Consider the following 23,008-nt stretch of genomic DNA (forward strand, 5'->3'; position numbering starts at 1 on the left):
TCAGAGACCGAGCGAGGCCTTGTAGAGCTCGATCTGCTTCTCGCGGCCGATCTGGTCGGTCAGCTTCTCCCAGGCGGCGGCGATCGCATCGGCGCCCTGCTGGGCGGTGTTCTGGCCGGCGAAGGTCTTGGCCAGTTCGTCCTCGGCGATCGAGTAGTACTGGAAGATGCCCGGAATGCGCGGCTCGATCGCCGCGTTCGGGTGGTTGTAGCTGTCCTTGTTGGCGTTGAGATAGGCGGTGATGAACGCCTCGTCATAGCCGGCGGCAACCCATTCCGGGATGTTGAACTGGCTGTTCCGGTAGGGCTGGAAGCCCGACGGATAGGCCGACATCCAGAGCGCGATGTCCTTGCCGCCGAGATGGGCGGCAGCGGACCATGCGGCCTTCTTCTTCTTCTCGTCCGCGTCGACGCGCGACATGACGTAGACGCCCCAGCCGAGGAAGGCCATGTTCGGCGCGTAGTTCGGGCCGCTGGCGAGCTTGTCCCACTGGCCGGTCTTGGCGTTGTAGACGTCGTCCGAGCCCGGCAGGATCGAGAAGCCGGTGACGTCGCCGACCACCGAGGTGTCGCTGGTCTTGGCGTTGGAGCCGACGTCGCCCCACCACGAGACCATCGAACCGGTGCCGCCGAGGAACTGCTGGAAGGCGGTGGTGTTCGGATCGGCGTTGATCTGGTCGGCCGGCTCAGACGGCAGCGCGTCAATCACGTCCTGGATGGCGCGCACCCAGGCCGGATTGTTGATGCGCGGCTTCATCGTGTCGGCGTCGAACAGCCAGGCCTTGTCGTCCGGATGCTTGGCGTAAGCGGTGGCGCGGCTGCCGAGGAAGTAGAAGCCGAAGCCGCCCCAGGCCTTCGGCGCGTCGAGATAGCCGTAGAGGTCCTGGCCGCCGAGCTTCTTGCCCTTGAGGAACTTGGTCGCGGCCTGAACCTGCTGCCAGGTCTTCGGCACCGCCCATTCGCCGGCATTGCCTTCTTCCTTCCACGCCTTGGCGAGGTCGGCATCGGCGAAGACGTCGGTGCGGTGGTTGAAGGTATGGCAGTCGCCGTCGATCGAGACGCGATAGGTCTTGCCGTTCCAGGTGCCGACCGGCGCCTTGAGGTAGCCGACATAGTCGTCCATGTCGATCTGGGCCTTGACCCAGTCCGGCATCTCGGAAGCGAGGCCCTTGCCGCAGACATCGCCTTCGAACGGCGCGCCCATCTCGATGACGTCGAAATCGACGGTGCCGGTGGCGATCGATTGTTGCAGGCGGGCGTTGTAGTCAGCCTGGGCGAGATCGATCCAGTTGATCTTGGCGCCGGTATAGGCCTCCCACGGCTTCAGGAAGCCGCGGAACAGCATGTTGTGCAGGTTCTGGTTGTTGAGCCCCATGAAGGTCAGCTCGACGCCCGCGAACTCGCCTTCCTTGACGTTCTTCTTGGTGGCGTCGAGGACCATCTCGCCAACCTTCTGCCAGTCGGCATCGGTGGGCGAACCGGCGCCGACACCGGGAACGGCCAGAAGCTGGGCGCGAAGGTCGCCGGCCTGCGCCATGGCGGGCTGGGCGAACAGGCTCGAGCCGCCCATGCCGAGCGCGCCGGTGGCAGCCAGTGCGCCAAGGCCGGCGGCGCCCTTCAGGATGCCGCGGCGGCTGGCCAGCCACTTCGAATGCTGATCGTAGTCCTGCTTCTTCATGAAAACTCCCTCCCAAAATGATGTGTCGCGGCCTTTGCTGCGCTTCGCCGCATCCCGTTGACCGGTTCGCTGGCGCGCATGCGAAAACCCGCAATGGAGACGCAATATCCGTCTCCATTCTCCCCCCGCGTCGCCCTCCAGCGACGCAATTCAGTTCCGGTTGAGATCGCCGCAACCAAGCTTCCGATCCACCGGGCGACAACAAGAGCCATAAATGCGCGACGCGTCAATCCGGAAGATGGAAGTGCCCCCTACCCAGGGGAATAGCCATTGATTTTGCTGATGAAACAGTAAGGCTTAACTATGTCTGATCTATAGGATTGGAAAGGCTAACTTATAGTCAGGCATAGTTGATCTGTGTCGCGAAAATCAGCCCCGCTCGCCGCGCTTGGGCTAGACTCCGGCCCCTGCCAGCAGCGCTTCGACTTCGGCGAGATAGGGCATGGAGGGCGCGGTGCCCGCGCGCGTGACCGAGATGCCGGCGACGGCGCAGCCGAAGCGGGCCGCTTCGACCGGATCGGCGCCGCGGGCGAGGGCCGCCGCGAAGCCGCCATTGAAGGCGTCGCCGGCGCCGGCCGTCTCTACGACTGGTCCTGGCGCCATAGCCGGAACGTGGGTCGAGCCGTCGCGGCTGTGCAGCAGCACACCGGCCTCGCCGAGCGTGATTAGCGCCGTGCCGACGCCCTTGTCGAGGAACGCGTCGCCGGCCCGGCGCGCGCTGGCGAGATCGGTGACGGCGACGCCGGTCAGGAACGACGCCTCGCTCTCGTTCGGCGTGACATAGTCGCAGAGCGCATAGAGCGCGTCGTCGAACGGTTCGGCAGGTGCAGGGTTGAAGATCGTTGTCACGCCGGCGGCGCGGGCGATTTCGAGCCCTCGCCGCGCGGCCGCCACGGGCTGTTCGAGCTGGGTGATGAAGACCGCCGCCGCGCGAATGGCGTCGGCCGCCGCCTCGACGTCGCCGGCGCCGATTGTCGCGGCGGCTCCCGGCACGACGATGATGGCGTTCTCGCCCGATTGGTCGTTGACGTAGATGAAGGCGGCGCCGGTCGGCTGGTCGTCGAGTTCCGCGACACGCGCGACAATTCCCTCGGCCCGCCAGGTGTCGAGCGCGATCGCGCCGAACGCATCCTTGCCGACCTTCGAGAGGAAGGTCACCGGCGCGCCGGCCCGCGCCGCGGCGACCGCCTGGTTCGAGCCCTTGCCGCCGGGCCCCATCTTGAAGCCGGATCCGGCGATGGTCTCGCCGATGCCGGGCATACGCCCCGCCCGAAAAGCGAGGTCCGCCACGAAGATACCGAGAATGGCGACGCCGCGCCGTGTCTCCGCCATGCTGCGTCTCCGACCTAGCGCGCGTCGGGCGGAATGACGCCCTTTTTCAGGATGAAGCAGCCATAGAAGCGGCGTTCGCCGGTCTGGATGACGCAATAGGCATTCTTCGCCCGTTCGTAGAACTCGAAGCGCTCGACCGAACCCATCGGCCAGGAGCGGCCCTCGGCGGCGTCGATCTCGGCCTGCACTTCGTTCTGCACGTCGGGAAGCTGGTCGGGGCTGCCGACGATTTCCATCCGGAGCGCCGGCTGGTCGACGAAGCTGTCGAGCGGCAGGACGGAGAGGATCGCGCGCGCTGCCTGCGCGGCCGAGACATTGTCGATGCGCAGCAGTTCGCCCAGCACGGTCTCGCGGGCAACGGCGTCGGCCGGGAAATTGGTGTCGCAGATGACGAGGTCGTCGCCATGTCCCATCGCCCTCAGGGCGTACAGAACATCCGCGTTCAGAAGCGGGTCGATCGATTTCAGCATGAAGTCCCTCCGTTGGTCGTCCGTCCGCTTGGCACGGATCTTCGGGCGGCCGGTCCGGCGCGCCGTGCCGGCACTCTAGCGTGACATTCGGCGCGGCGGGAATGGGGTCCGGGATGGAAAGAATTCCGCCTGTCGATATCGCCCGCGTTCGAACGTCGTCGTTCGGACAAGGGCAGCGACGAAGGAGAGATCCGGTGAATCGATTGACAGTCTTCAACCAGGTGACGCTCGACGGTTATTTCGCCGGTCGGGATGGCGATCTCGGCTGGGCCCATCGCGGCGACGATGACGAGTGGAACGCGTTCCTGGCCGATAACGCCGAACAAGGCGGCCACCTCGTCTTCGGACGGGTCACCTATGAGATGATGGCGAGCTACTGGCCGACGCCGATGGCCTCGGCGGCCGATCCGGTCGTGGCACGGGCCATGAATGCTCTGCCGAAGACGGTGTTCTCGCGGACCCTCAAGGCACCCTCCTGGCAAAACACCCAGCTCGCGACCGCGGATCCCGCGACGGAGATCCGGGCGCTGAAGGCTGGCTCCGAGCGCGATCTGGTGATCCTCGGTAGTGGCAGCCTGGTGGCGCAGCTCGCGTCGACGGGTCTGATCGACCTCTACCAGCTGATCGTCAATCCGGTCGTGCTGGGCGAGGGCTGGGCCCTGTTCGAGGGCGCGAGGCGGCGGCTCGATCTTCGTCTCGCCGACATTCGCCGCTTCGCCAATGGCAATGTGCTGCTCAGCTACGAACAGCGGGGTTGAGCCGGTCCTTCAGTCGGGATCGCCGGCCAGGCGCTGATAGTGCGACGAGGCGAGTTGCTGCGAGATCTGTGTCGTCGCCTGGCGCAGCCTTGCGATCAGCCGCGGCCGGATCTCGTCCGTCACCCGCCGCTCCGGCGCCGAGACGCTGATGGCGGCGACGGGATAGCCGATCTCGTTGAGGATGGGGACCCCGATGCACATGGTGCCTTCCTCGTTCTCGCCGACCTCGATGGCGACACCTTCCGCAGCCGCGTCGGCGAGTTGCCTTTCGATCGTCTTCAGCTGCGTGATCGTCCGGAGCGTTCGTTGCGGCAAGGCGTCGGACAGCAGCTTGTTGCGCTCGTCGAGCGGCAATTGCGCCAGGATCGCCTTGCCGAGCGCGGTCGAGTGGACGGGATCGCGGCTGCCGATCCGCGCCTGCATGCGCAGCGCCCGGGTCGATTCGATGATGTCGATATAGACGACGTGGTTGTCGGCCAGCACGGCGAGATTGGTGGTCTCGTTGAATTCGCGGTTGATCTCGGTCAGCGCCGGCAGCGCGCAATCGCGCAGGCGTTGGATGCTCTTGTCGGCGGTGGCAAGCGCGCGGAAGCGGATGCCGACGCTGTAGCGGTCGCTGCCGGCGTCATAGGTGAGGAAGCCGGCAGCACTCAGCGTGCGCAGATAGCGGAACACGCTGGTCTTCGGCAGGCCGAGTTCGGCGGCGATCGTCGTCAGCGAGGCCGGGTGTCCCTTCTGCGCGATTGCGTCGAGAACCTTCAGGGCCTTGAGGACGGGGCCGACTATGTAGCGGTCGTCTGTTGCCGTGCTCATCTTCTGCTGATCCAATCCTGTCCGACTGGCGGGGAAACTAGCTTTTTTCCGCCACGCGAAACAAGCATCCGTTTACATGAAACGGCCCATCTGGCTTGGTGCGGGGACAGCCAAGCAGAGGAGCTAGCGTTGAGCATCCACAACCAGGCGGACACCATGACCACCGAAGCCGCCCAGTCGTCCAAGCCGTTGACCTTCGACCGTTCGGTCGAGGAAATCCGCCGCAACGCCCAGTGGATCGCCGGCGGCGTCAACAGCAATTTCCGCATGAACATCTCGCCGACGCCGCTCGTCTTCGAGAAGGCGGAAGGCCCGTATCTGTTCGACGTCGATGGCAACAAGCTCATCGACTATTATCTCGGCATGGGGCCGATGATCCTCGGCCACAACCCGCAGGCGCTCACCGACGCCGTCACCGAGCAGATGCGGCACGGCATCCTGTTCGGTGGCCAGTCCAAGGTCGAGACCGAAGCGGCCCGCCTCGTCTGCGAGATGGTTCCCTGCGCCGAGCGCATGCGCTTCGCTTCCTCCGGCTCCGAGGCCGACCAGGCCGCGCTGCGGCTCGCCCGCGCCGCCACCGGCCGCCAGGTCATCATCAAGTTCGAGGGCCACTATCACGGCTGGTTCGACAACGTGCTGTGGTCGACCGCCCCGGCGCTCGACGCGGCAGGTCCTGCCGACAAGCCCGTGCCGGTCGCCGGCAGCAAGGGCCAGCTGCCGCAGTCGTCCGAGGGACTCGAGGTCCTGCCCTGGAACAATCTGGCGCTTCTCCAGGCGCGTCTTGCCAAGGGCGACGTCGCCGGCGTGATCATGGAAGCGACCATGTGCAACGCGGGCGCCATCCATCCGGCGCCGGGCTATCTCGAAGGCGTGCGCGAGGCCTGCACCAAGGCCGGCACCATCCTGATCTTCGACGAGGTCATCACCGGCTTCCGTCTCGGCGCCGGCGGCGCGCAGGCGCATTTCGGCGTCACGCCGGATCTCGCCACCTTCGGCAAGGCGATCGCCAACGGCTTCCCGGTCGCCGCCATCGCCGGCCGCGCCGACCTGCTCGACATGTTCGTCTCGGGCGGCGTCGTGCATGGCGGCACCTACAATTCGCAGCCGCTCTCGATGGCTGCGACCGTCGCCTCGCTGAAGTCGCTGACGCCGGAGCTCTACGCCACGATCGGCCGCAACGGCACGCGCCTGATGGAGGGCATGCGCGCCATCTTCGACAAGGCCGGCGTCAAGGCGGTCGTCACCGGCTATCCGCAGATCTTCCACGTCGCCTTCGGCCTCGACGCGCCGGCGGTCGACTATCGCGATCTCGCCCGTTCCGACAAGAAGGCTTATGTCGCCTTCACGACCGCGCTGCTGAAGCGCGGCGTCCGCGCGCTCGAGCGCGGCGCATGGTTCATGTCGATCACGCATGACGAGGCGGTGGTCGATGCGACGCTGGCCGCCGTCGAGGGCGCCGTCGGCGAGCTGAAGGCCGGCGGTATCCTGTAGTTGGCGATTATAAATAATTTCGTGCAGTGAAACACGGCCGTCTTGCCATCGTCGTTTCGGCGAGGGACGTTGTGTCTGCAGAATCGTATTCGCCGCGCTCGCTACCGGATAAAAGCCGGAGCAGCGCGGCGTAGTCAGGGATGAATAGGTCGGGCGCCCGCATTAATTCGGAGTCCGATCTTCGAATCCCCATGGCGAAACTTGGGAAGTCGGCTGATGCTCTGCATCATCTGAGAAGAGGGGAAAATTATGCGCGCTACCGCATTGAAGATCGCAACCGGCCTTGGCGCCGTTACGCTGGCCCTGTCGATGGCGCAGCCGGCCTTCGCCGGCAAGCTCCAGGACGTGCTCGCCCGCGGCAAGCTGGTCGTCGGCACCGGCAGCACCAATCCGCCGTGGCATTTCCGCGATGAATCCGGCGAGCTCGTCGGCTTCGACATCGACGTCGCCAAGATGATCGCCAAGGGCCTGTTCGACGACGAGACCAAGATCGAGTTCGTCAACCAGGCGTCCGACGCCCGCATTCCGAACATCGTCACCGACAAGGTCGACATCGCCTGCCAGTTCATCACCGTGACGGCGGCCCGCGCCCAGCAGGTGGCATTCACCGTCCCGTACTATCGTGAAGGCGTCAGCCTGATGATGGTGGCCGGCGGCAAATATCCTGACTATGCGGCTCTGAAGGCGGCTGGCGGTGACGTGACCGTCTCGGTGCTGCAGAACGTCTTCGCCGAAGGCATGGTCAAGGCCGCACTGCCGGATGCCAAGGTCGACCAGTTCGAGAGCGTCGACCTTATGTACCAGGCGCTGAATTCCGGCCGTGCCGACGCGGCCGCGACCGATACCTCGTCGCTGGCCTACTACATGAAGCAGAACGAGGGTCGCTACGTGGACTCCGGCTTCAGCTGGAACCCGCAGACCTATGCCTGCATCGTCAAGCAGGGCGACCCGGACTGGTTGAACTTCGTCAACGTCGCGCTGCGCGAGTCGATGACGGGCACGACCTTCCCGACCTACAAGGCAGCCTACGAGCGTTGGTTCGGCGTGTCGCCGTCCGACCCGCAGATCGGTTTCCCGGCTGAATTCCGCTAAGTCCGGGCGATCTACAACGTGAACTACACGCTGCATTTCGGTGCCGTCTGGGCGAGCTTCGACCATCTTCTGGGCGGGCTCGCCATCGGACTGGGCCTGGCGGTCGCCGCCGTGGCGATCGGCACGCTTATCGGTCTGCTGTCGGCCTTCGCTAGCGTGTCGCATTCGCGTCTGCTCCGCGCGATCAGCGGGACTTACGTCCTGCTGATCCGCAACATTCCGCTGCTGGTCCTCGTCCTGCTGGTCTATTTTGCCCTGCCGGCAACCGGCATCCGGCTGGACAAGTATGAGAGCTTCATCGGCTCGCTGGCGCTCTATGCGGGTGCCTATCTGACGGAAGTGTTCCGCGCCGGCCTGCTGTCCGTGCCGAAGGGCATCGTCGAGGCGGGCAGGGCGATCGGGCTGACGCGCCTGCAGACGAACCTCTACGTCGTCGCCCCCGTCATGCTGCGCAATTCGCTGCCGTCGCTCGGCAACACCTTCATCGGCATGTTCAAAGACAGCTCGATTGCCGCGGCGATCGCGATTCCCGAGCTGACCTTCGAAGCGCGCAAGATCAATGTCGACACGTTCCGCGTCGTCGAGACCTGGTCGGTGGCGAGCGGCCTCTACATCGCGGCCTGCTTCACGATCGCCGCCCTGCTGCGGATGCTCGAGCGACGCTTCCCCAAATTCTGATCGGGTCACATCTATCCAATGGACGCCTTTCTCGCCCAGCTCTGGATCGCACGATGGCCGATATTCGACGGCTTCCTGATGACGATCGGCATCTCGGTCGGCGCCATCGTGTTCGGCACGATCCTCGGCTGCATTGTCGGCATCCAGCTCGTTTTCGGCTCGTTCCTGGTCAAGCTGCCGTTCCGTCTCTATGTCGACATCATGCGCGGCACGCCGCTGCTGGTGCTGATCCTGGCAGCGTTCTACGTCCCGGCCGTGCTCGGGCTTTCGCTCTCCGCGCCGCAGGCCGGAACGCTGGCGCTGGGTCTGTTTGCCGGCGCCCATATCGGTGAGCTGGTACGCGGATCGCTGCAGGCGATCCCGCCCGGCCAGATCGAGGCCGGTCGCGCCATCGGACTGCGGTTCCCGCAGATCCTCGCCAATGTGCTGCTGCCGCAGGCGCTTCGGACCGCCTTGCCGCCCTGGATCAATACCGGCGTGGAGCTGATCAAGGGTTCGAGCCTGCTTTCGATGATCGGCGTCGGCGAATTGCTCCTGAAGACGCAGGAAGTGATTGGCCGCAATTTCATGACCATCCAATTCTACGTCTTCGCCGGCATCCTTTATCTGGTCGTCAACATCGCGCTCGACCTGCTCGGCAAGTCGCTGGAACGCCGCCTCGGAGCCCGCCTATGATCCTCGACGAAACCGCGCGTCCGCTGCTGGACATCAGAGCTCTGAGGAAGAATTTCGGCGCCGTCGAAATCCTCAAGGGCGTCGATCTCGCCGTGCGGCCGAAGGAGGTCGTCTCGATCATCGGCTCGAGCGGTTCCGGCAAGACGACGCTGCTGCGTTGCGTCAACCTGCTGGAGGAGTTCCAGGGCGGCGATATCATCCTCGACGGTGAGACGATCGGCTACAAGACGGCCGGCGGCAAGCGCGTCCGGTTGCGCGATGCGGAGCTGTCGCGCCAGCGCGCCATGACCGGCATGGTGTTCCAGAGCTTCAACCTGTTCCCGCATCTGACCGCTGCCGGCAACGTCATGCTCGGCCTGCGCAAGGTCAAGAAGATGGGCAAGGACGAAGCCTTTGCAATCGCCGAGAAATGGCTGAGCCGGGTCGGCCTCGGCGCGCGCCTCAATCATTATCCGAGCCAGCTTTCCGGCGGCCAGCAGCAGCGCGTGGCGATCGCCCGGGCGCTGGCGATGAACCCGAAGCTGGTGCTGCTCGACGAGGTGACCTCGGCGCTCGATCCGGAACTGGTGCAGGAAGTGCTGACCACCATCAAGGGCATCGCCGACGATGGCGCGACGCTGCTGATCGTCACGCACGAGATGCGCTTCGCCCGCGAGGTGTCCGACCGTATCGTCTTCATGGAGCAGGGCCGCATCGCCGAGGAAGGCACCCCCGAGGTGATCTTCGGCGAAGGGCGCAGCCAGCGGCTGAACGAATTCCTGAAGAGCTCGCGGCATTGATCGCCAGCACGGGCGGCGTTTCGCGCCGGCCCTGACTCTTGAAGCGAGGCGCCGGGTCCGGGCCTCGCTTTTTCGTTGGCGCGGCATGCCCTTGCGGGTGCCAGGACGCGCCTCGCGTGCTAGGCCTTTCCCCGGCGCGCCGCGACCCGGCGCCGGCATGGTGGACTTCGACGGAGATCGAGATGACGAAGGTAGCGTTCCTGGGCCTCGGCGTGATGGGCTATCCGATGGCGCGGCATTTGAAGGCCGGGGGTCACGAGGTGACCGTCTACAATCGCAGCGCCGCCAAGTCCGCGAAGTGGGTTGCCGAGTTCGGCGGCCGCGCCGCCGCGACGCCAAAGGAAGCCGCCATCGGCCAGGACATCGTGTTCGCCTGCGTCGGCAATGACGACGATCTGCGCTCGGTGACGATCGGCCCGGATGGCGCCTTTGCCGGCCTCGCCAAGGGCGCCGTCTTCGTCGATCACACGACCGCCTCGGCCGAAGTGGCGCGCGAGCTGCATGCCGAGGCAGCCAAGCTCGGCTTCGCCTTCATCGATGCCCCCGTCTCGGGCGGCCAGGCCGGTGCCGAGAACGGCGTGCTGACGGTGATGTGCGGCGGTGATGCCGAGCCGTTTTCCCGCGTCGAGCCGGTGATCCAGAGCTATGCCCGCGCCTGCCGGCTGCTCGGTCCGGTCGGTTCGGGCCAGCTCGCCAAGATGATGAACCAGATCTGCATCGCCGGCATCGTCCAGGGCCTGGCCGAGGCACTGCATTTCGGCAAGCGCGCCGGTTTGGACGTCGAGGCGGTGGTCGAGGTGATCTCGAAGGGCGCAGCGCAGTCCTGGCAGATGGAGAACCGCTACAAGTCGATGAATGCCGGCCAGTTCGAGTTCGGCTTCGCCGTCGACTGGATGCGCAAGGACCTCGGTATCTGTCTCGACGAGGCGCGCAACAACGGCGCGCGCCTGCCGCTGACGGCGCTGGTCGACCAGTTCTACGGCGACGTCCAGGCCAAGGGCGGTAATCGCTGGGACACGTCGAGCCTGATTTCCCGGCTGGAAACGTAGGACGCCGGGGGCGGGGTTAACACGCCCCGCGCCGTTAGCGTCCTGTCAACGTCGCGGTAACGGTCGCCGGGGAAGCGTGGACGCCACGCTCCCCGCGACGCGGATGGGAAGACGCCCCCTCAGACCCGTGCGTAGATATCCTCGATGCGGACGATGTCGTCCTCGCCGAGATAGGAGCCGGTCTGCACCTCGATCAGCTCGAGCGGGATCTTGCCCGGGTTGGAGACGCGGTGGATCGCGCCGAGCGGCAGGTAGATCGATTCGTTCTCGTTCACCGTCTTGATGGTGTCGTTCAGCGTCACCTCGGCGGTGCCCCGCACGACGACCCAGTGCTCGGCGCGGTGATGGTGCTTCTGCAGCGACAGCTTGGCGCCCGGCTCGACGACGATCTTCTTCACATGGAAGCGGTCGCCCCGGCAGATCGTCTGGTAGGTGCCCCAGGGTCGGTGGATCTTGATGTGCTCATTGGCCTCGTTGCGCTTCTCCGCCTTGAGGCTGGAGACCAGATGCTTGACGTCCTGCGCGCGGTCGGACGGCATGATCAGGATGGCGTCCTCGGAGGCGACGACGGTCAGATTGTCGAGGCCGATGCCGGTGATCAGCGGGCCTTCCGAATGGACGAAGGCGTTGTGGCTGTCGATCAGCGCCACCGGACCCGAGGTGACATTGCCATGATCGCCGGCCGGCCGGCTGTCGCGGACCGCGTCCCAGCTGCCGATGTCGGACCATGAGAAGCGGCCCTCGATGACGGCGGCGCGGTCGGTGCGCTCGAGCACGGCATAGTCGATCGACTTCGCCGGGATCGCCGCGAAGCTCTTGTCGTCGAGGCGGAGGAAGCCGAGATCCTCATGCGCGCCGGCGATGGCGGCCTCGGCGCCGGCAACGATCTCCGGCTCGAACTTCGCCGCCTCGGCCAGCATCAGCGCCGCCGGGAAGATGAAATTGCCGGAGTTCCAGAGATAGCCCTCGGCGACGTAGCGCTCGGCCGTCTCGCGGTCCGGCTTCTCGACGAAGGAAGTGACGGCGAAGGCGCCCGGCGTCCCGAGCGGCTTGCCTGGCTTGATATAGCCATAGCTGGTGCGCGGCTCGGTCGGCGTGATGCCGAAGGTGACGATGTGGCCCTCCTCGGCCGCCGCCGCCGCGTCGAGGCAGGCCTGCTGGAACAGGGCGACATCGGGCACGAGATGGTCGGCGGCGAGCGCCAGCACCAGGCAGTCGTCGCCATGCAGCATCTGCGCGTAGCGGGCGGCGACGATCAGCGCTGCGGCGGAATCGCGACGGGCCGGTTCCAGGATGATGGTGGCGTCGACGCCGATCTCGGCTGCCTGTCGCCGGGCGAAGAAGCGAAACGCGTCGGCCGTGATGACGATCGGATCCGTGCCGCCCTCGCTCTTCGGCGGCAGGCGCAGCAAGGTGTCCTGGTAGAAGGTGCGTGCCGAGCCGAGAGCCAGGAATTGCTTCGGCATGCTATCCCGCGAAATCGGCCAGAGGCGCGTTCCCGATCCGCCCGCCAAAATCACCGGAACAATCTTCGATCCTGCCATGTCATCGCCTCTCATGCGCTTTTCGCTGGGATGGACCCGCTCGCTTTGCCTTGATGTCGCATGGAGAAGGTTACAAATTCAACGCGCAGAGCGGTTAACGGTTCGCAGCCGTGCGAAAAGTTATGTCTCGACGTGGGTGTGCTCCGCGCTGTCGCCGATCGGCGGGTCTCCGACCGGGGGGATTAGGAGGGCCTGTGCGGGCGGGGACGGGCGAAGCGTGACGGGGCAGGGGCGGCCGTCGGTGATCCGGGGCTGGCGCGACGCCGCGACCGGCGAGCCGCCGGCATGGCGACGCGGTTGAGCACCAGCCATAGATGCGCCGTGCCGGTGCCGCCGCGCGCCAGCATGCGCAGCGCGGTTCGGACGTCGCGCGGCGGCGTCGCGCTGTCGACCACCATCAGGATGTCGTCGACATGCGGCATCAGCAGCAGGGCGTCGATCGCCGCGAGCAAAGGCGGGCTGTCGATCAGCACATAGTCGAAATTCTGCCGGGCATCCTGGAGGAGCTGGTTCAGCCGGTTCGACTGCAGCAGCGTATCGAGGTTGAGGCGCGGGTCGGCGGGGCTGGCCGCGATGGCGAGGTTGGGCGCGATGTCGTCGACGGTCAGGCCTTCCGAACCCATGCCCCGGCCGGCGAGATAGTCGGCGACGCTATGGCGGGGGGCAAGGCCGAGCTCTGTGTGGATCGTCGGGCGCCGGAGATCCCCGTCGATCAGCAGCGTCCGCCGGCCGGCGAGGCCGAGCGAGCGCGCCAGCGCGATCGCCGTCAGCGTCGCGCCTTCGCCTGGCGTCGCCGCCGTCACCAGCAGCAGGCGCGCCCTGCCGGCCGTGGCGGGGGCGCGATCGAGCCCGAGCCGCAGGCGCCGGATCGCCTCGCCATAGGAGCCGTGCGGATGGGCCAGCGTTTCGTCGGCCGGTCCGTCGCCGGGCCGGTCATGCCGGGTTTCGATCGTTGGCAGGGTCGCGAGCACGGGCACGCCGGCGAGCTGTTCCAGCGCGCTCTCATCGCCGAAGCCACGGGTCAGGTTGTCGCGCAGGATCGCAGCACCGACGCCGAGGATCAGGGAGCCCAGGAAAGCGAGCGCGAAGATCAGCGGCTTGTCGGGGAAGGCGGGCGTCGACGGCGCGAGCGCCGCCGAGACGATGCGGCTGTCCGGCAGTTGCAGGTCGATCTCGGCCATGGCGACGGTCGAGTTGGCCGTCAGCTTGTCGACAACCTGGCGCAGCGCCGCCGCGTCGCTCTCGGCCTCGCGGAAATGCAGGACGATGTCGGCGGGCACGTCGCTACCGGCCAGCCGCTGGCTGAGCCGGCCGCGCAGTTCCGTTTCGCTCTCGCGCGCCAGAGCTGCCTCGGCGGCGATCCGGTCGATGACGGCCTGGGCCTCCTTGTCGATCTGCCGGTCGAGTTCGGTCAGCTTGGCGATCGCCTGCGGATTTGTCGCCGCATCGGGGCCGAGCTGCAGGCGCAGCGTCGTATGCTCGGCATTCAGGCGGACCAGGCGGTCGGAGTTCAGCTCCGCGATCAGGGCATCCCACTCGCGTTTGCGGGCCTTTTCGCGGGCCCGGCCGGCGAGGGCGTCATAGCGCTGCCGGGTCGACGCCTGCTCCTTGATCGCCGTGCGGATCTCGGCCAGTTCCGCGCGCAGCTCCGGATTCTGGATCTGGCCGATGCTGTCGTCGAGGAAACTGTCGAGCTTGCGCTCCATCTCGCGCAGGGTGGCGCGCGTGGTTTCGAGCTGCTGGGCCAGGCGTTGCTGCACGCTGGCGGCGAAGGCGACCTTCGCCTGGATCTGGGCGTCGATATAGGCGGCAGCCGTCGCATTGGCGATCCGCGCCGCCTTGTCCGGGTCCTCCGAGCGCGCCGCGATCTCGATGATGTAGGTTCCGACCCGACGGGTCACGGTCGTCGCCGCATCGAGCCTCTTTAACGTCAGCTGCGTGATCGCCTCGTCGGAGAGTTTTGGCGCGGCCAAGCCCAGCCTTTCGCCGAGGCGCGTCAGCCATGAACCTCCAGGCGCGAATTCGGGATCGCTGGCGAGCCCGAGGCGGGTCTGTGCCGCCAGGAGGATGGAGGGTGAGCGCAGGATCTCGACTTCGCTGTCGACGCGGGCGCTGTCGGCCGGCCGCGCGGTGCCGGCCGGCTCGGTATTCAGCATGCTGCGTTGCCAGGGATCGACGATGACCAGGGCCGAGGCCTGGTAGACCGGCGTCAGCTGGCTGACGGCCAGGGCCGTAAGCAGCATCCCGGCAACGACGATGGCGAGGATGGTCCAGATCTGTCGCCGGATCAGCCGGAACAGGCGCCAGGGGTCGAACGCCGGCGGGGCCGATGCCGGGATCCCGTCGCGCAGGGGCGGATGTTCCGACGCGGGTGGCACAGCGGCGGTCCCTTCGGCCGGCGGCTCGGGCATATCCCGGCCGTCATCCGTGGCGAGGCGAAGGCCCCTGCCTTCCAACATCCTGGCTACCCCCCCGGCTGCCGGTCCGCTCGTGACGGTCGTCGGATGCAAGGACGACCGTGTGTTTCAGCCTGACGTAAGGGAATGAAGGAGTCAACGCGGCCGGCTGCGGCGGTCCCGCGCATTGCGAACAAAACGGGAAACATGCTCCAATCCGGGACGACCTTCCCTTGATTCGACGGAACGACCGATCCGCCATGACGGCTGCCCATCTCGCCCGGCTCAACACCGACCAGCGTCGCGCCGTCGAGTTCGGCATCACCACGCCCGAGCGCGGGCCGCTGCTCGTCATCGCGGGCGCCGGCTCCGGCAAGACCAACACGCTGGCGCACCGGGTCGCGCATCTGATCCTGAACGGCGCCGATCCGCGCCGCATCCTGCTGATGACCTTTTCGCGCCGTGCGGCGAGCGAGATGGCGCACCGGGTCGAGCGCATCGCCGCCGGCGTCCTGGGCGACAAGGGCGGCATCCTGACCGATGCGCTCGCCTGGTCCGGCACCTTCCATGGCGTCGGCGCCAAGATCCTGCGGGAATACGCGCAATGGATCGGCCTCGATCCGGCCTTCACGATCCATGACCGCGAGGATTCCGCCGACCTGATGAACCTCGTCCGGCACGAGCGGGGCCTGTCGAAGAAGGAGAGCCGGTTTCCCGCCAAGGGCACTTGCCTCGCCATCTATTCGCGCGTCGTCAATGCCGAGACGACACTCGACGAGGTACTGGTCCGGGTCTTCCCGTGGTGCGCGATGTGGAAGGACGAGCTGAAGGCGCTGTTCTCCGCCTATGTCGAGGCGAAGCAGGCGCAGAACGTGCTCGATTACGACGACCTGCTGCTCTACTGGGCCTATCTGATGGCTGAGCCGTCGATCTCGGGTGAAATCGCCGAGCGCTTCGACCATGTGCTGGTCGACGAATACCAGGACACCAACCGCCTGCAGGCCTCCGTCCTGCTCGGGCTGAAGCCTAGGGGGGACGGGCTGACGGTGGTCGGCGACGACGCGCAGTCGATCTATTCCTTCCGCGCCGCCACCGTGCGCAACATCCTCGATTTTCCCGCCCATTTCTCGCCGCCGGCCGAGATCGTCACGCTGGAGCGCAACTACCGCTCGACCCAGCCGATCCTCGCTGCCGCCAACGGCGTCATCGGGCTGGCGACGGAACGCTTCACCAAGAACCTCTGGACCGAGCGCGACAGTGGCGCCAAACCACAGCTCGTCACCGTGCGCGGCGAGGCCGAGCAGGCGCGCTATGTCATCGAGACGGTGCTGGAGGCGCGCGAGCGCGGCGTCGCTTTGAAGGAGCAGGCGGTGATGTTCCGCGCCGCGCATCATTCCGGCCCGCTCGAATTCGAGCTGACCCGGCGCAACATCCCATTCGTCAAGTTCGGCGGGCTGAAATTCCTCGACGCGGCGCATGTGAAGGACCTGCTGGCGGTGCTGCGCTTCGTCGAGAACCCGCGCGATCGTGTCGCCGGTTTTCGCGTCGCGCAATTGCTGCCGGGCGTCGGGCCGGGCACGGCCGGCAAGATGCTGGACGCGATGGCGGGAGCGGTCGATCCGGTCGCGGCCTTGGCCGATTTCAAGCCGCCGCAGAAGACGGCGGCCGACTGGCCGGCCTTCGTCGCGCTGATCGACGCGCTCAAGGGGAGGGGCATGGGCTGGCCGGCCGAGATCGAGGCGGTCAGAAACTGGTACGAGCCGCATCTCGAACGCATCCACGAGGACGCGACGGTGCGGCTCGCCGATCTCGTTCAACTGGAGCAGATCGCCGGCGGCTATGCCTCGCGCGAGCGCTTCCTGACCGAGCTGACGCTCGACCCGCCCGACGCGACGAGCGGCGAGGCGGGCGTGCCGCTGCTCGACGAGGATTATCTGATCCTCTCGACCGTGCATTCCGCCAAGGGGCAGGAATGGAAATCGGCCTTCGTGCTGAATGTCGTCGATGGCTGCATGCCGATCGATCTCTCGACCGGCACGGCCGAGGAGATCGAGGAGGAGCGGCGGCTGCTCTATGTCGCGATGACGCGGGCGAAGGACGAATTGCACCTCGTCATGCCGCAGCGCTTCTTCGTCACCCAGCAGACGCGCGGCGGCGACCGCCACGTCTATGCGACGCGCACCCGCTTCATCCCGTCGGCGATCCTCTCCCTGTTCGAGCAGGTAATCTGGCCGCCGGTGGCGGCGGAGGCTGAGGGCGCGGCGGCAAGGCCGCGCGTGCCGGTCGACATCGCGGCGCGGATGCGCGGGATGTGGAAGTAGGTTCCTTGCCCCGGCCCAGCGGGAGAGAGGGAAGACGGAGCCGCTCTCCCCTTCACCTCTCCCTGAGGGAGAGGTCGGAGCGAAGCTCCGGGTGAGGGTCTAGGGAAGGATCTGGATGAAACTCTTTCTGTAGAGAGCCAAGCGTGTGAGGCCGTAAACCCTCACCCGCCGGCCTGTGGCCGTCGACCTCTCCCTCCGGGAGAGGTGAAGGACAGAGCCGCGCGGATGCCGCCAGTTCCCTCTCCCGCTGGGGGGAGAGGTTGGGGTGAGGGCTTTCATCCAGCCCTCACTCGTCCTGCAGGCAGACGCGCAGGCGGTGGCCATCGGGGTCGAGGGCGACGAAGGTCGGGCCGAAATCCAGCACCGTCAGCTCCTGCGCGATTCTGAGCCCGCGCGCCTGCCAGTCGGCATAGAGCGCGTCGATCTTCGGTTTGCCCTCGACCATGAAGACGATCTCGCCCTGCGCGCCGCCGGTACCGCTGGTGGCCGGCTTGACGGTGCTGCGGGCCCAGAGGCCGAGCGTCATGCCGCCATCGAGCGGCACGGTGGCGAAGTTCGCGGAATGGCCTGTGCCCTCGCGGCCGACCAGGTCGCCATAGAAGGCGGCGCTGGCGGCGGTGTCTTCGACATAGAGCAGGATCATGTTGGGGTTGGTCATGGTGTTGCCTCCGTTGTGGATGGAGGCAGGTTAGGCGCTCCTGCTGTCAGTTTATGGCAGCAGCGTCGGATGGCTGATGCCCTCGGCGATCTTCCAGTCCTTCAGAAGCGCCTGTCGCCGGCGTGGATAGCGCGTCTCCGTCACCACGAGGTCGGCGATCCGCTCGGTGCGGAAATGGCGAAAATCCTGCCGCGTCTCGCACCAGGCGACGAGCATGCGCACCTTTTCGAAGAAGCCGAGCGCGAACGGCCAGACCGTTCGCTCAGAGGCGGCGCCGGCCGCATCCGTATAGGCGAAGGAAAGCTTGCGCTCCCGGCGGATCGCGGCCCGGATAAGCGCGAGGTCGACGCCGGGCGTCTCGGTGGAACTGGTCCCGACCAGCAAGGTCGAACTGTCGAGATCCTCGCGCAGATCCGGAGGCAGCACGGCGGCGATCTTGGCGAGCGCGTTGCCGGCCGCCAGCGCCAGCCGGGGATCGGCGCGCTTGGAGACCCAGCGCGAGCCGAGCACCATCGCCTCGATCTCGTCCTCGGAGAACATCAGCGGCGGCAGCATGAAGCCCGGCTTCAGGACATAGCCGATGCCGGCTTCGCCCTCGATCGAGGCGCCCTGCGCCTGCAGCGTGGCGATGTCGCGATAGAGCGTGCGGATACTGACGCCGAGCTCGTCCGCCAGCACATGCCCGCTCACCGGCCGACGGTGGCGGCGCAGGATCTGGATCAGGTCGAGCAGGCGCTGCGAGCGTGACATGGGCGATCCCTTCTCGCGCCATGGTGCCACAAATTGGCAGCATCGGCGCGAGAGAAGATCCTACGCCGCCTCCTCGGCCAGGAAGCCGCCCGACTGACGTCGCCAGAGCGAGGCATAGTGGCCGTCGAGCGCCAGCAGTTCCTCATGCGTGCCGCTTTCGATGATGCGGCCCTTGTCGAGGATGATCAGCCGGTCCATGCGCGCGATGGTCGAGAGCCGGTGGGCGATCGCGATCACCGTCTTGTCGGCCATCAGGCTCTCGAACTGCTCCTGGATCGCCGCCTCGACCTCGGAATCGAGCGCCGAGGTCGCCTCGTCGAGGATCAGGATCGGCGCGTTCTTCAGGATCACGCGGGCGATCGCGATGCGTTGGCGCTGGCCGCCGGAGAGCTTGATGCCGCGCTCGCCGACATGCGCCTCGTAGCCGGTGCGGCCGCGCCAGTCTTCCAGATCGCCGATGAACTCGTGCGCATGCGCGCGCCGCGCCGCCTCCTCGACGCCGTTCAGCGTCACATGCGACTGACCATAGCGGATGTTGTCGAGGATCGAGCGGTGCAGGAGCGAGGTATCCTGGGTAACGACCGAGATCTGCTCGCGCAGGCTCTCCTGCGTCACGGTGGCGATGTCCTGGCCGTCGACCAGGATACGGCCGCCCTCGAGGTCGAAGAAGCGCAGCAGCAAATTGACCAGCGTCGACTTGCCGGCGCCGGAGCGGCCGACCAGGCCGATCTTCTCGCCGGGTTTGATGGTGAGCGACAGCTCGTCGATGATGCCGCCGGAGCGGCCATAATTGAAGTTGACGCGGTCGAAGACGATGCCGCCCTTGGCGACCTTCAGCTGCTCGGCGCCGGGCCGGTCGGTCAGCCGCAGCGGACTGGCGATCGACATCATGCCTTCCTGCACGGCGCCGATATTCTCGAAGATCGCGGTCACCTGCTGGGCGACGAAGCCGGCGATGTTGGCGATCTGCCAGGTCAAGGGCAGCACCATGGCGACGACGCCGACCTCGATCAGCCCGAACGACCAGAGGCGGACGGCGATGGCGCCGGTCGAGACGACCAGGATGGCGTTGTTGAGCGCCAGCGCCAGGCCGAACAGGGTGATCAGCCGCAGCTGGCCGCGAAAGACGCTGGTGTGATAGTCGACCGCCTCGCGGACGTAATCGTCCTCCTCGCGGGCGCGGCCGAACAGCTTGACCGTGATGATGTTGGTGTAGCTGTCGACGATGCGGCCGGTGATCAGCGAGCGCGCCTCCGACATCTCGACCGAGCGGCCCTTCAGCCGCGGCACGAAGATGCGGAGCAGCGTCGCGTAGCAGACGAACCAGACCAGCGTCGGCAGCATCAGCCAGAAATTGTTGTGGCCGAGCAGGACGAGCGCGCTGGTGCCGTAGACGGCGATGTACCAGACCGCGTTGATCGACGAGACGGCGCTGTCGCGCACCGAGACGCCGGTCTGCATGACGCGGGTGGCGATGCGGCCGGCGAAATCATGCTGGAAGAAAGACCAGCTCTGCCGCACGACGTGCCAGTGGCTCTGCCAGCGGATCAGGTTGGTGAAGCCCGACGCGATGATCTGGTTGGTGATCAGGTTCTGCACGAAGATCGCGGCCGGGCGCACCATCAGCATGAACAGCGCCATGCCGACGAGGATGTGCCAATGGTCTCGGAGGAGCGCTTGCGGCGAGGTCTGGCTGAGCAGCGTGACAAGGCGGCCGATGAAGAACGGAATGGCGGCGTCGAGCAGCGCCACCGTCAGCCCCGCCATCAGGAGGGCCGCGAAATACCAGCGCACCTGGCGGATGAAGAACCAGTAGAAGGCGGCGAGCGTGTCGGGCGGTTCGCCGGGCATGCCACGGGCGGTGGCCGGAATCCGTTCTTCGAAATAGCGGAACATGATTGTCTCGACGGCAGGCGGGGTGAGCGCGAAGGAAGCGAACGTCGCGGCGCGGGGAGCGGGGCGATGAACGCGTCCGGGCTTCGATGCGCCCGGGCGTCGTCGAGGAGGAAGGTTAGCCCGCTTCGTGGTGATTCTTAAGCGGCTTCACGGGCTTTTTTGGCGGGCGCGGCGAAAAGTTCCGCATCGGCAGGAACTGCCGGGGATTGTGGAGGGCGGAACGCTCGCTTCCTCCTCGATTGACTCTTGCCCGGTTTGGAGTCGTATTAGAACAAATAGAGAACATTGGCGTGGATCGGGCAAGAACGGACAACGATGAGCACCGCGAAGGCGACCCTTTCCGCATTGCGGCAGCGCATTGCGACGATCGAGGCGACGGCCGGAACGCCAGGCGTCGCCTCGTCGCGGTCGCGCATCGAAATCGATCGAGATTGCGTCGACGCGGCGCTGGGCGGCGGGCTGGCGCGCGGCGCGCTGCATGAGATCCACGCCGCCACCGGGGCCGACAACATCGCCGCGAGCGGTTTCTCGCTGGCGCTGGCCGTCGCCGCCGCGCCGGCCGGCAAGCCGGTCGTCTGGGTCCGGCAGGATTATGCCGCGCGGGAGGGCGGCGGCCTCGATGGCGACGGCCTCGCCGCGCTCGGGCTCGATCCGGCGGCGCTGATCCTGGTCCGCCTGCGCGATCCGCTTGCCGTGCTGCGCGCCGGCGGCGAGGCAGCCCGCTGTGCAGCCCTCGGCGCTGTCCTGGTCGAGCCCTGGGGCGAGCCGAAGGCGCTCGACCTGACGGTGCAGCGCCGCTTCCAGCTCGCCGCCGAGGCGTCGGGCGTGACGGTCCTGCTGCTCCGGCCGGGCGCGCGGCCGATGCCCGGCGGGGCGGAGACGCGCTGGCAGGTCGCCGCCGGCCCGGCCGCGCCGATGGCCATGAACGCGCCCGGCCATCCGACCTTCGACCTGACCCTGTTGCGCCATCGCCACGGCCCCCCCGGCGGTCCGTGGCGGCTGGAGTGGAACCGCGATGAAAAGCTCTTCAAACCCCCGGCGCTATTGCGCGATCCGGCTGCCGTTCCTCGCCTCGAACCGGCTGCGCCGCCGGCCGAACGCACCGCATTCCGGCTTGCCGGCTGAGGCGCCGCTCGTCATCGTCGAGAAGGCGAAGGGCGCGATTGCGATCGCCGCCCCCGACGCGGCGGCGATCGATCTCGGCCTCGCGCCGGGCCTGTCGCTCGCCGAGGCGCGGGCGCGGCTCTCCGATCTCGTCGTCGCCGAGCATGATCCCGCCGCCGACGACGCGCTGGTGGAGGCGATCGCCGACTGGTGCGATCGCTACACGCCGCTCGTCGCCCGCCATGGCGCGCGCGGCCTGATGCTCGACATCACCGGCGTCGCCCATCTCTTCAAGGGCGAGGCGGCGCTGCTCGACGATCTCCTGACCCGCCTGGACGGGCTCGGCCTCACCGCCTTCGGGGCGATCGCCGGCGCGCCGGCGACGGCGCGGGCGCTCGCCCGTTCGCCGCGCCGGATCGTGGTCGAGCCGGGCTGCGAGGCGTCGGCCGTGCGGCCGCTGCCGATATCAGCGCTCGGGCTTGACCCGGTCCGGCTGCAAGCGCTGGCCCGCGCCGGGCTGAAGACGGTCGGCGACCTGATCGATAGGCCGCGCAGCCCCCTTGCCGCCCGCTTCGGCGCCGATTGCGTCGAGCGGCTGGAGCGGCTTGCCGGAATCTTAGAGCATCCGATCTCGCCGCGCCGGCCGGTGCCGGCAGCACTCGCCGAGCGCATCTTCTTCCAGCCGATCGCGCATGAAGACGACATCGCGGCGACGCTCGCCCGCCTCGCCGCCGACGTCGCGTCGCTGCTCGAGACGCGCGGCGAGGGCGGGCGTTCCTTCGAGGCGAGCTTCTACCGCGTCGACGGCGACGTCCGCCGCATCACGGTCGCCACCGCCCGCCCGAACCGGGCGCCAAAGGCGATCGCCCGACTGTTTCACGAGAAACTGGATGCGCTTTCCGTTCCGCTCGATGCCGGCTTCGGCTTCGACCTGATCCGCCTCGGCGCCTTCCGCACCGAGCCCTTCGTCGCCGCGCAGGCGAGCCTCGACGGCCACGCGCTCGATGACGAGGCGGTCGCCGATCTGGTCGACCGGCTCGGCGCCCGCTTCGGGCCGGAGCGCGTGCTTGGCTTCGTGCCCGAGGACACGCACATCCCTGAGCGGCGGACGCGCATGGTCCCCGTCTTCACGCTCGGCGAGGAGGGCAAGGCGCAGTGGGGCGAGCTGCCGGCGACGGGCGAGCCGCCGCTCCGGCCCTTGAGCCTGTTCGACCCGCCCGAGCCGGTCGAGGCGCTGGGCGAGGTGCCGGACGGCCCGCCGCTCTCCTTCCGCTGGCGCCGCGTGCTGCACCAGGTGGCCCGCGCCGAGGGGCCGGAACGGATCGCGCCGGAATGGTGGCGCGACGGTGGCCCCGATCGCGATTATTTCCGCGTCGAGGACCGCAAGGGCGCTCGCTTCTGGCTCTATCGCGAGGGGGGTTACGCCGCCGACCGGCCGCAGCCGCGCTGGTTTTTGCATGGACTGTTCGCATGAGAACCCGAGCACCGCACGCACTGGCGTCATGCCGGCGAAGGCCGGGATCCA

General features: G+C 67.2%; 19 protein-coding genes. 10 read left to right on the plus strand and 9 right to left on the minus strand.

Going from position 1 to position 23,008, the window contains the following annotated elements; translation table 11 throughout:
• From G342_RS0104665 to G342_RS0104675, 3 genes are all read right to left on the minus strand, one after another.
• Positions 1-1,677 (minus strand): type 2 periplasmic-binding domain-containing protein, encoded by a 1,677-nt coding sequence (locus G342_RS0104665; protein ID WP_018181944.1) that lies wholly within the window; start codon positions 1,675-1,677, stop codon positions 1-3.
• A 393-nt stretch (positions 1,678-2,070) separates the two neighbouring features.
• Positions 2,071-3,009, minus strand: a complete 939-nt coding sequence (gene rbsK, locus G342_RS0104670; protein ID WP_018181945.1) for a ribokinase — start codon at positions 3,007-3,009, stop codon at positions 2,071-2,073.
• A 14-nt stretch (positions 3,010-3,023) separates the two neighbouring features.
• Positions 3,024-3,479: an RbsD/FucU family protein gene (locus G342_RS0104675; protein WP_018181946.1), complete on the minus strand. Its 456-nt coding sequence runs from the start codon at positions 3,477-3,479 to the stop codon at positions 3,024-3,026.
• Positions 3,480-3,673: 194 nt separating this feature from the next.
• On the opposite strand from G342_RS0104675, the gene G342_RS0104680 reads away from it, so the two are divergent.
• A complete protein-coding gene (locus G342_RS0104680) occupies positions 3,674-4,237 on the plus strand; it encodes a dihydrofolate reductase family protein (RefSeq protein ID WP_026304125.1) in 564 nt (187 codons plus the stop codon).
• Between the two features lie 9 nt (positions 4,238-4,246).
• Here the strand turns inward: G342_RS0104680 and G342_RS0104685 are convergent, their stop codons facing one another.
• Positions 4,247-5,050: an IclR family transcriptional regulator gene (locus G342_RS0104685; protein ID WP_026304126.1), complete on the minus strand. Its 804-nt coding sequence runs from the start codon at positions 5,048-5,050 to the stop codon at positions 4,247-4,249.
• Between the two features lie 129 nt (positions 5,051-5,179).
• Between G342_RS0104685 and G342_RS0104690 the strand changes: the two genes are divergently transcribed.
• From G342_RS0104690 to G342_RS0104715, 6 genes are all read left to right on the plus strand, one after another.
• On the plus strand, positions 5,180-6,541 hold the full coding sequence (locus G342_RS0104690) for an aspartate aminotransferase family protein (protein ID WP_018181949.1): 1,362 nt from the start codon (positions 5,180-5,182) through the stop codon (positions 6,539-6,541).
• A 309-nt stretch (positions 6,542-6,850) separates the two neighbouring features.
• Complete coding sequence (locus G342_RS0104695; RefSeq protein WP_425402198.1) at positions 6,851-7,633, plus strand: transporter substrate-binding protein; 783 nt, start codon at positions 6,851-6,853, stop codon at positions 7,631-7,633.
• Between the two features lie 18 nt (positions 7,634-7,651).
• Positions 7,652-8,311 carry an amino acid ABC transporter permease gene (locus G342_RS0104700; protein ID WP_018181951.1) on the plus strand — a complete coding sequence of 220 codons (660 nt, stop codon included), beginning with the start codon at positions 7,652-7,654 and terminating at the stop codon, positions 8,309-8,311.
• Between the two features lie 18 nt (positions 8,312-8,329).
• The gene (locus G342_RS0104705; protein WP_018181952.1) at positions 8,330-8,986 is read left to right on the plus strand and encodes an amino acid ABC transporter permease; all 657 of its coding nucleotides are present in this window, start codon (positions 8,330-8,332) and stop codon (positions 8,984-8,986) included.
• Positions 8,983-9,765, plus strand: a complete 783-nt coding sequence (locus G342_RS0104710; RefSeq protein WP_018181953.1) for an amino acid ABC transporter ATP-binding protein — start codon at positions 8,983-8,985, stop codon at positions 9,763-9,765. The genes G342_RS0104705 and G342_RS0104710 overlap by 4 nt, the downstream gene beginning before the upstream one ends.
• 182 nt (positions 9,766-9,947) lie before the next feature.
• Complete coding sequence (locus G342_RS0104715; protein ID WP_018181954.1) at positions 9,948-10,814, plus strand: NAD(P)-dependent oxidoreductase; 867 nt, start codon at positions 9,948-9,950, stop codon at positions 10,812-10,814.
• Positions 10,815-10,933: 119 nt separating this feature from the next.
• Here G342_RS0104715 and G342_RS0104720 read toward each other — a convergent pair whose 3' ends face one another.
• Positions 10,934-12,373: a mannose-1-phosphate guanylyltransferase/mannose-6-phosphate isomerase gene (locus tag G342_RS0104720; RefSeq protein ID WP_018181955.1), complete on the minus strand. Its 1,440-nt coding sequence runs from the start codon at positions 12,371-12,373 to the stop codon at positions 10,934-10,936.
• A gap of 167 nt (positions 12,374-12,540) precedes the next feature.
• The gene (locus G342_RS0104725; RefSeq protein WP_018181956.1) at positions 12,541-14,769 is read right to left on the minus strand and encodes a GumC family protein; all 2,229 of its coding nucleotides are present in this window, start codon (positions 14,767-14,769) and stop codon (positions 12,541-12,543) included.
• 245 nt (positions 14,770-15,014) lie between these two features.
• Between G342_RS0104725 and G342_RS0104730 the strand changes: the two genes are divergently transcribed.
• Complete coding sequence (locus G342_RS0104730; RefSeq protein WP_018181957.1) at positions 15,015-17,075, plus strand: ATP-dependent helicase; 2,061 nt, start codon at positions 15,015-15,017, stop codon at positions 17,073-17,075.
• A gap of 286 nt (positions 17,076-17,361) precedes the next feature.
• On the opposite strand, the gene G342_RS0104735 is transcribed toward G342_RS0104730, so the two are convergent.
• From G342_RS0104735 to G342_RS0104745, 3 genes are read right to left on the minus strand one after another with little or no spacing between them, the layout of a single operon-like run.
• On the minus strand, positions 17,362-17,733 hold the full coding sequence (locus G342_RS0104735) for a VOC family protein (RefSeq protein WP_018181958.1): 372 nt from the start codon (positions 17,731-17,733) through the stop codon (positions 17,362-17,364).
• Between the two features lie 51 nt (positions 17,734-17,784).
• Entirely contained in the window at positions 17,785-18,483 is a 699-nt protein-coding gene (locus tag G342_RS0104740) for a helix-turn-helix transcriptional regulator (protein WP_018181959.1), read from the minus strand.
• Positions 18,484-18,543: 60 nt separating this feature from the next.
• On the minus strand, positions 18,544-20,379 hold the full coding sequence (locus G342_RS0104745; RefSeq protein ID WP_018181960.1) for an ABC transporter ATP-binding protein: 1,836 nt from the start codon (positions 20,377-20,379) through the stop codon (positions 18,544-18,546).
• Between the two features lie 315 nt (positions 20,380-20,694).
• Between G342_RS0104745 and G342_RS0104750 the strand changes: the two genes are divergently transcribed.
• Together G342_RS0104750 and G342_RS0104755 are read left to right on the plus strand one after the other, a co-directional pair.
• Positions 20,695-21,504 (plus strand): ImuA family protein, encoded by an 810-nt coding sequence (locus tag G342_RS0104750; protein ID WP_018181961.1) that lies wholly within the window; start codon positions 20,695-20,697, stop codon positions 21,502-21,504.
• Positions 21,395-22,957 (plus strand): Y-family DNA polymerase, encoded by a 1,563-nt coding sequence (locus tag G342_RS0104755; RefSeq protein ID WP_083931087.1) that lies wholly within the window; start codon positions 21,395-21,397, stop codon positions 22,955-22,957. Before G342_RS0104750 ends, G342_RS0104755 begins: the two co-directional genes overlap by 110 nt.
• The last annotated feature ends 51 nt before the right edge of the window (positions 22,958-23,008 follow it).

Source organism: Kaistia granuli DSM 23481 (assembly GCF_000380505.1).
Classification (GTDB): domain Bacteria; phylum Pseudomonadota; class Alphaproteobacteria; order Rhizobiales; family Kaistiaceae; genus Kaistia; species Kaistia granuli.

Bases quoted from the DNA above. Each gene is read 5' to 3' on its own strand.
- G342_RS0104745 (WP_018181960.1), bottom strand. From the start codon at position 20,379: ATGTTCCGCTATTTCGAAGAACGGATTCCGGCCACCGCCCGTGGCATG.
- G342_RS0104710 (WP_018181953.1), top strand. From the start codon at position 8,983: ATGATCCTCGACGAAACCGCGCGTCCGCTGCTGGACATCAGAGCTCTG.
- G342_RS0104715 (WP_018181954.1), top strand. From the start codon at position 9,948: ATGACGAAGGTAGCGTTCCTGGGCCTCGGCGTGATGGGCTATCCGATG.
- G342_RS0104695 (WP_425402198.1), top strand. From the start codon at position 6,851: ATGGCGCAGCCGGCCTTCGCCGGCAAGCTCCAGGACGTGCTCGCCCGC.
- G342_RS0104735 (WP_018181958.1), bottom strand. From the start codon at position 17,733: ATGACCAACCCCAACATGATCCTGCTCTATGTCGAAGACACCGCCGCC.
- G342_RS0104705 (WP_018181952.1), top strand. From the start codon at position 8,330: ATGGACGCCTTTCTCGCCCAGCTCTGGATCGCACGATGGCCGATATTC.
- G342_RS0104720 (WP_018181955.1), bottom strand. From the start codon at position 12,373: ATGAGAGGCGATGACATGGCAGGATCGAAGATTGTTCCGGTGATTTTG.
- G342_RS0104740 (WP_018181959.1), bottom strand. From the start codon at position 18,483: ATGTCACGCTCGCAGCGCCTGCTCGACCTGATCCAGATCCTGCGCCGC.
- G342_RS0104750 (WP_018181961.1), top strand. From the start codon at position 20,695: ATGAGCACCGCGAAGGCGACCCTTTCCGCATTGCGGCAGCGCATTGCG.
- rbsK (WP_018181945.1), bottom strand. From the start codon at position 3,009: ATGGCGGAGACACGGCGCGGCGTCGCCATTCTCGGTATCTTCGTGGCG.
- G342_RS0104725 (WP_018181956.1), bottom strand. From the start codon at position 14,769: ATGCCCGAGCCGCCGGCCGAAGGGACCGCCGCTGTGCCACCCGCGTCG.
- G342_RS0104675 (WP_018181946.1), bottom strand. From the start codon at position 3,479: ATGCTGAAATCGATCGACCCGCTTCTGAACGCGGATGTTCTGTACGCC.
- G342_RS0104755 (WP_083931087.1), top strand. From the start codon at position 21,395: ATGAAAAGCTCTTCAAACCCCCGGCGCTATTGCGCGATCCGGCTGCCG.
- G342_RS0104685 (WP_026304126.1), bottom strand. From the start codon at position 5,050: ATGAGCACGGCAACAGACGACCGCTACATAGTCGGCCCCGTCCTCAAG.
- G342_RS0104730 (WP_018181957.1), top strand. From the start codon at position 15,015: ATGACGGCTGCCCATCTCGCCCGGCTCAACACCGACCAGCGTCGCGCC.
- G342_RS0104665 (WP_018181944.1), bottom strand. From the start codon at position 1,677: ATGAAGAAGCAGGACTACGATCAGCATTCGAAGTGGCTGGCCAGCCGC.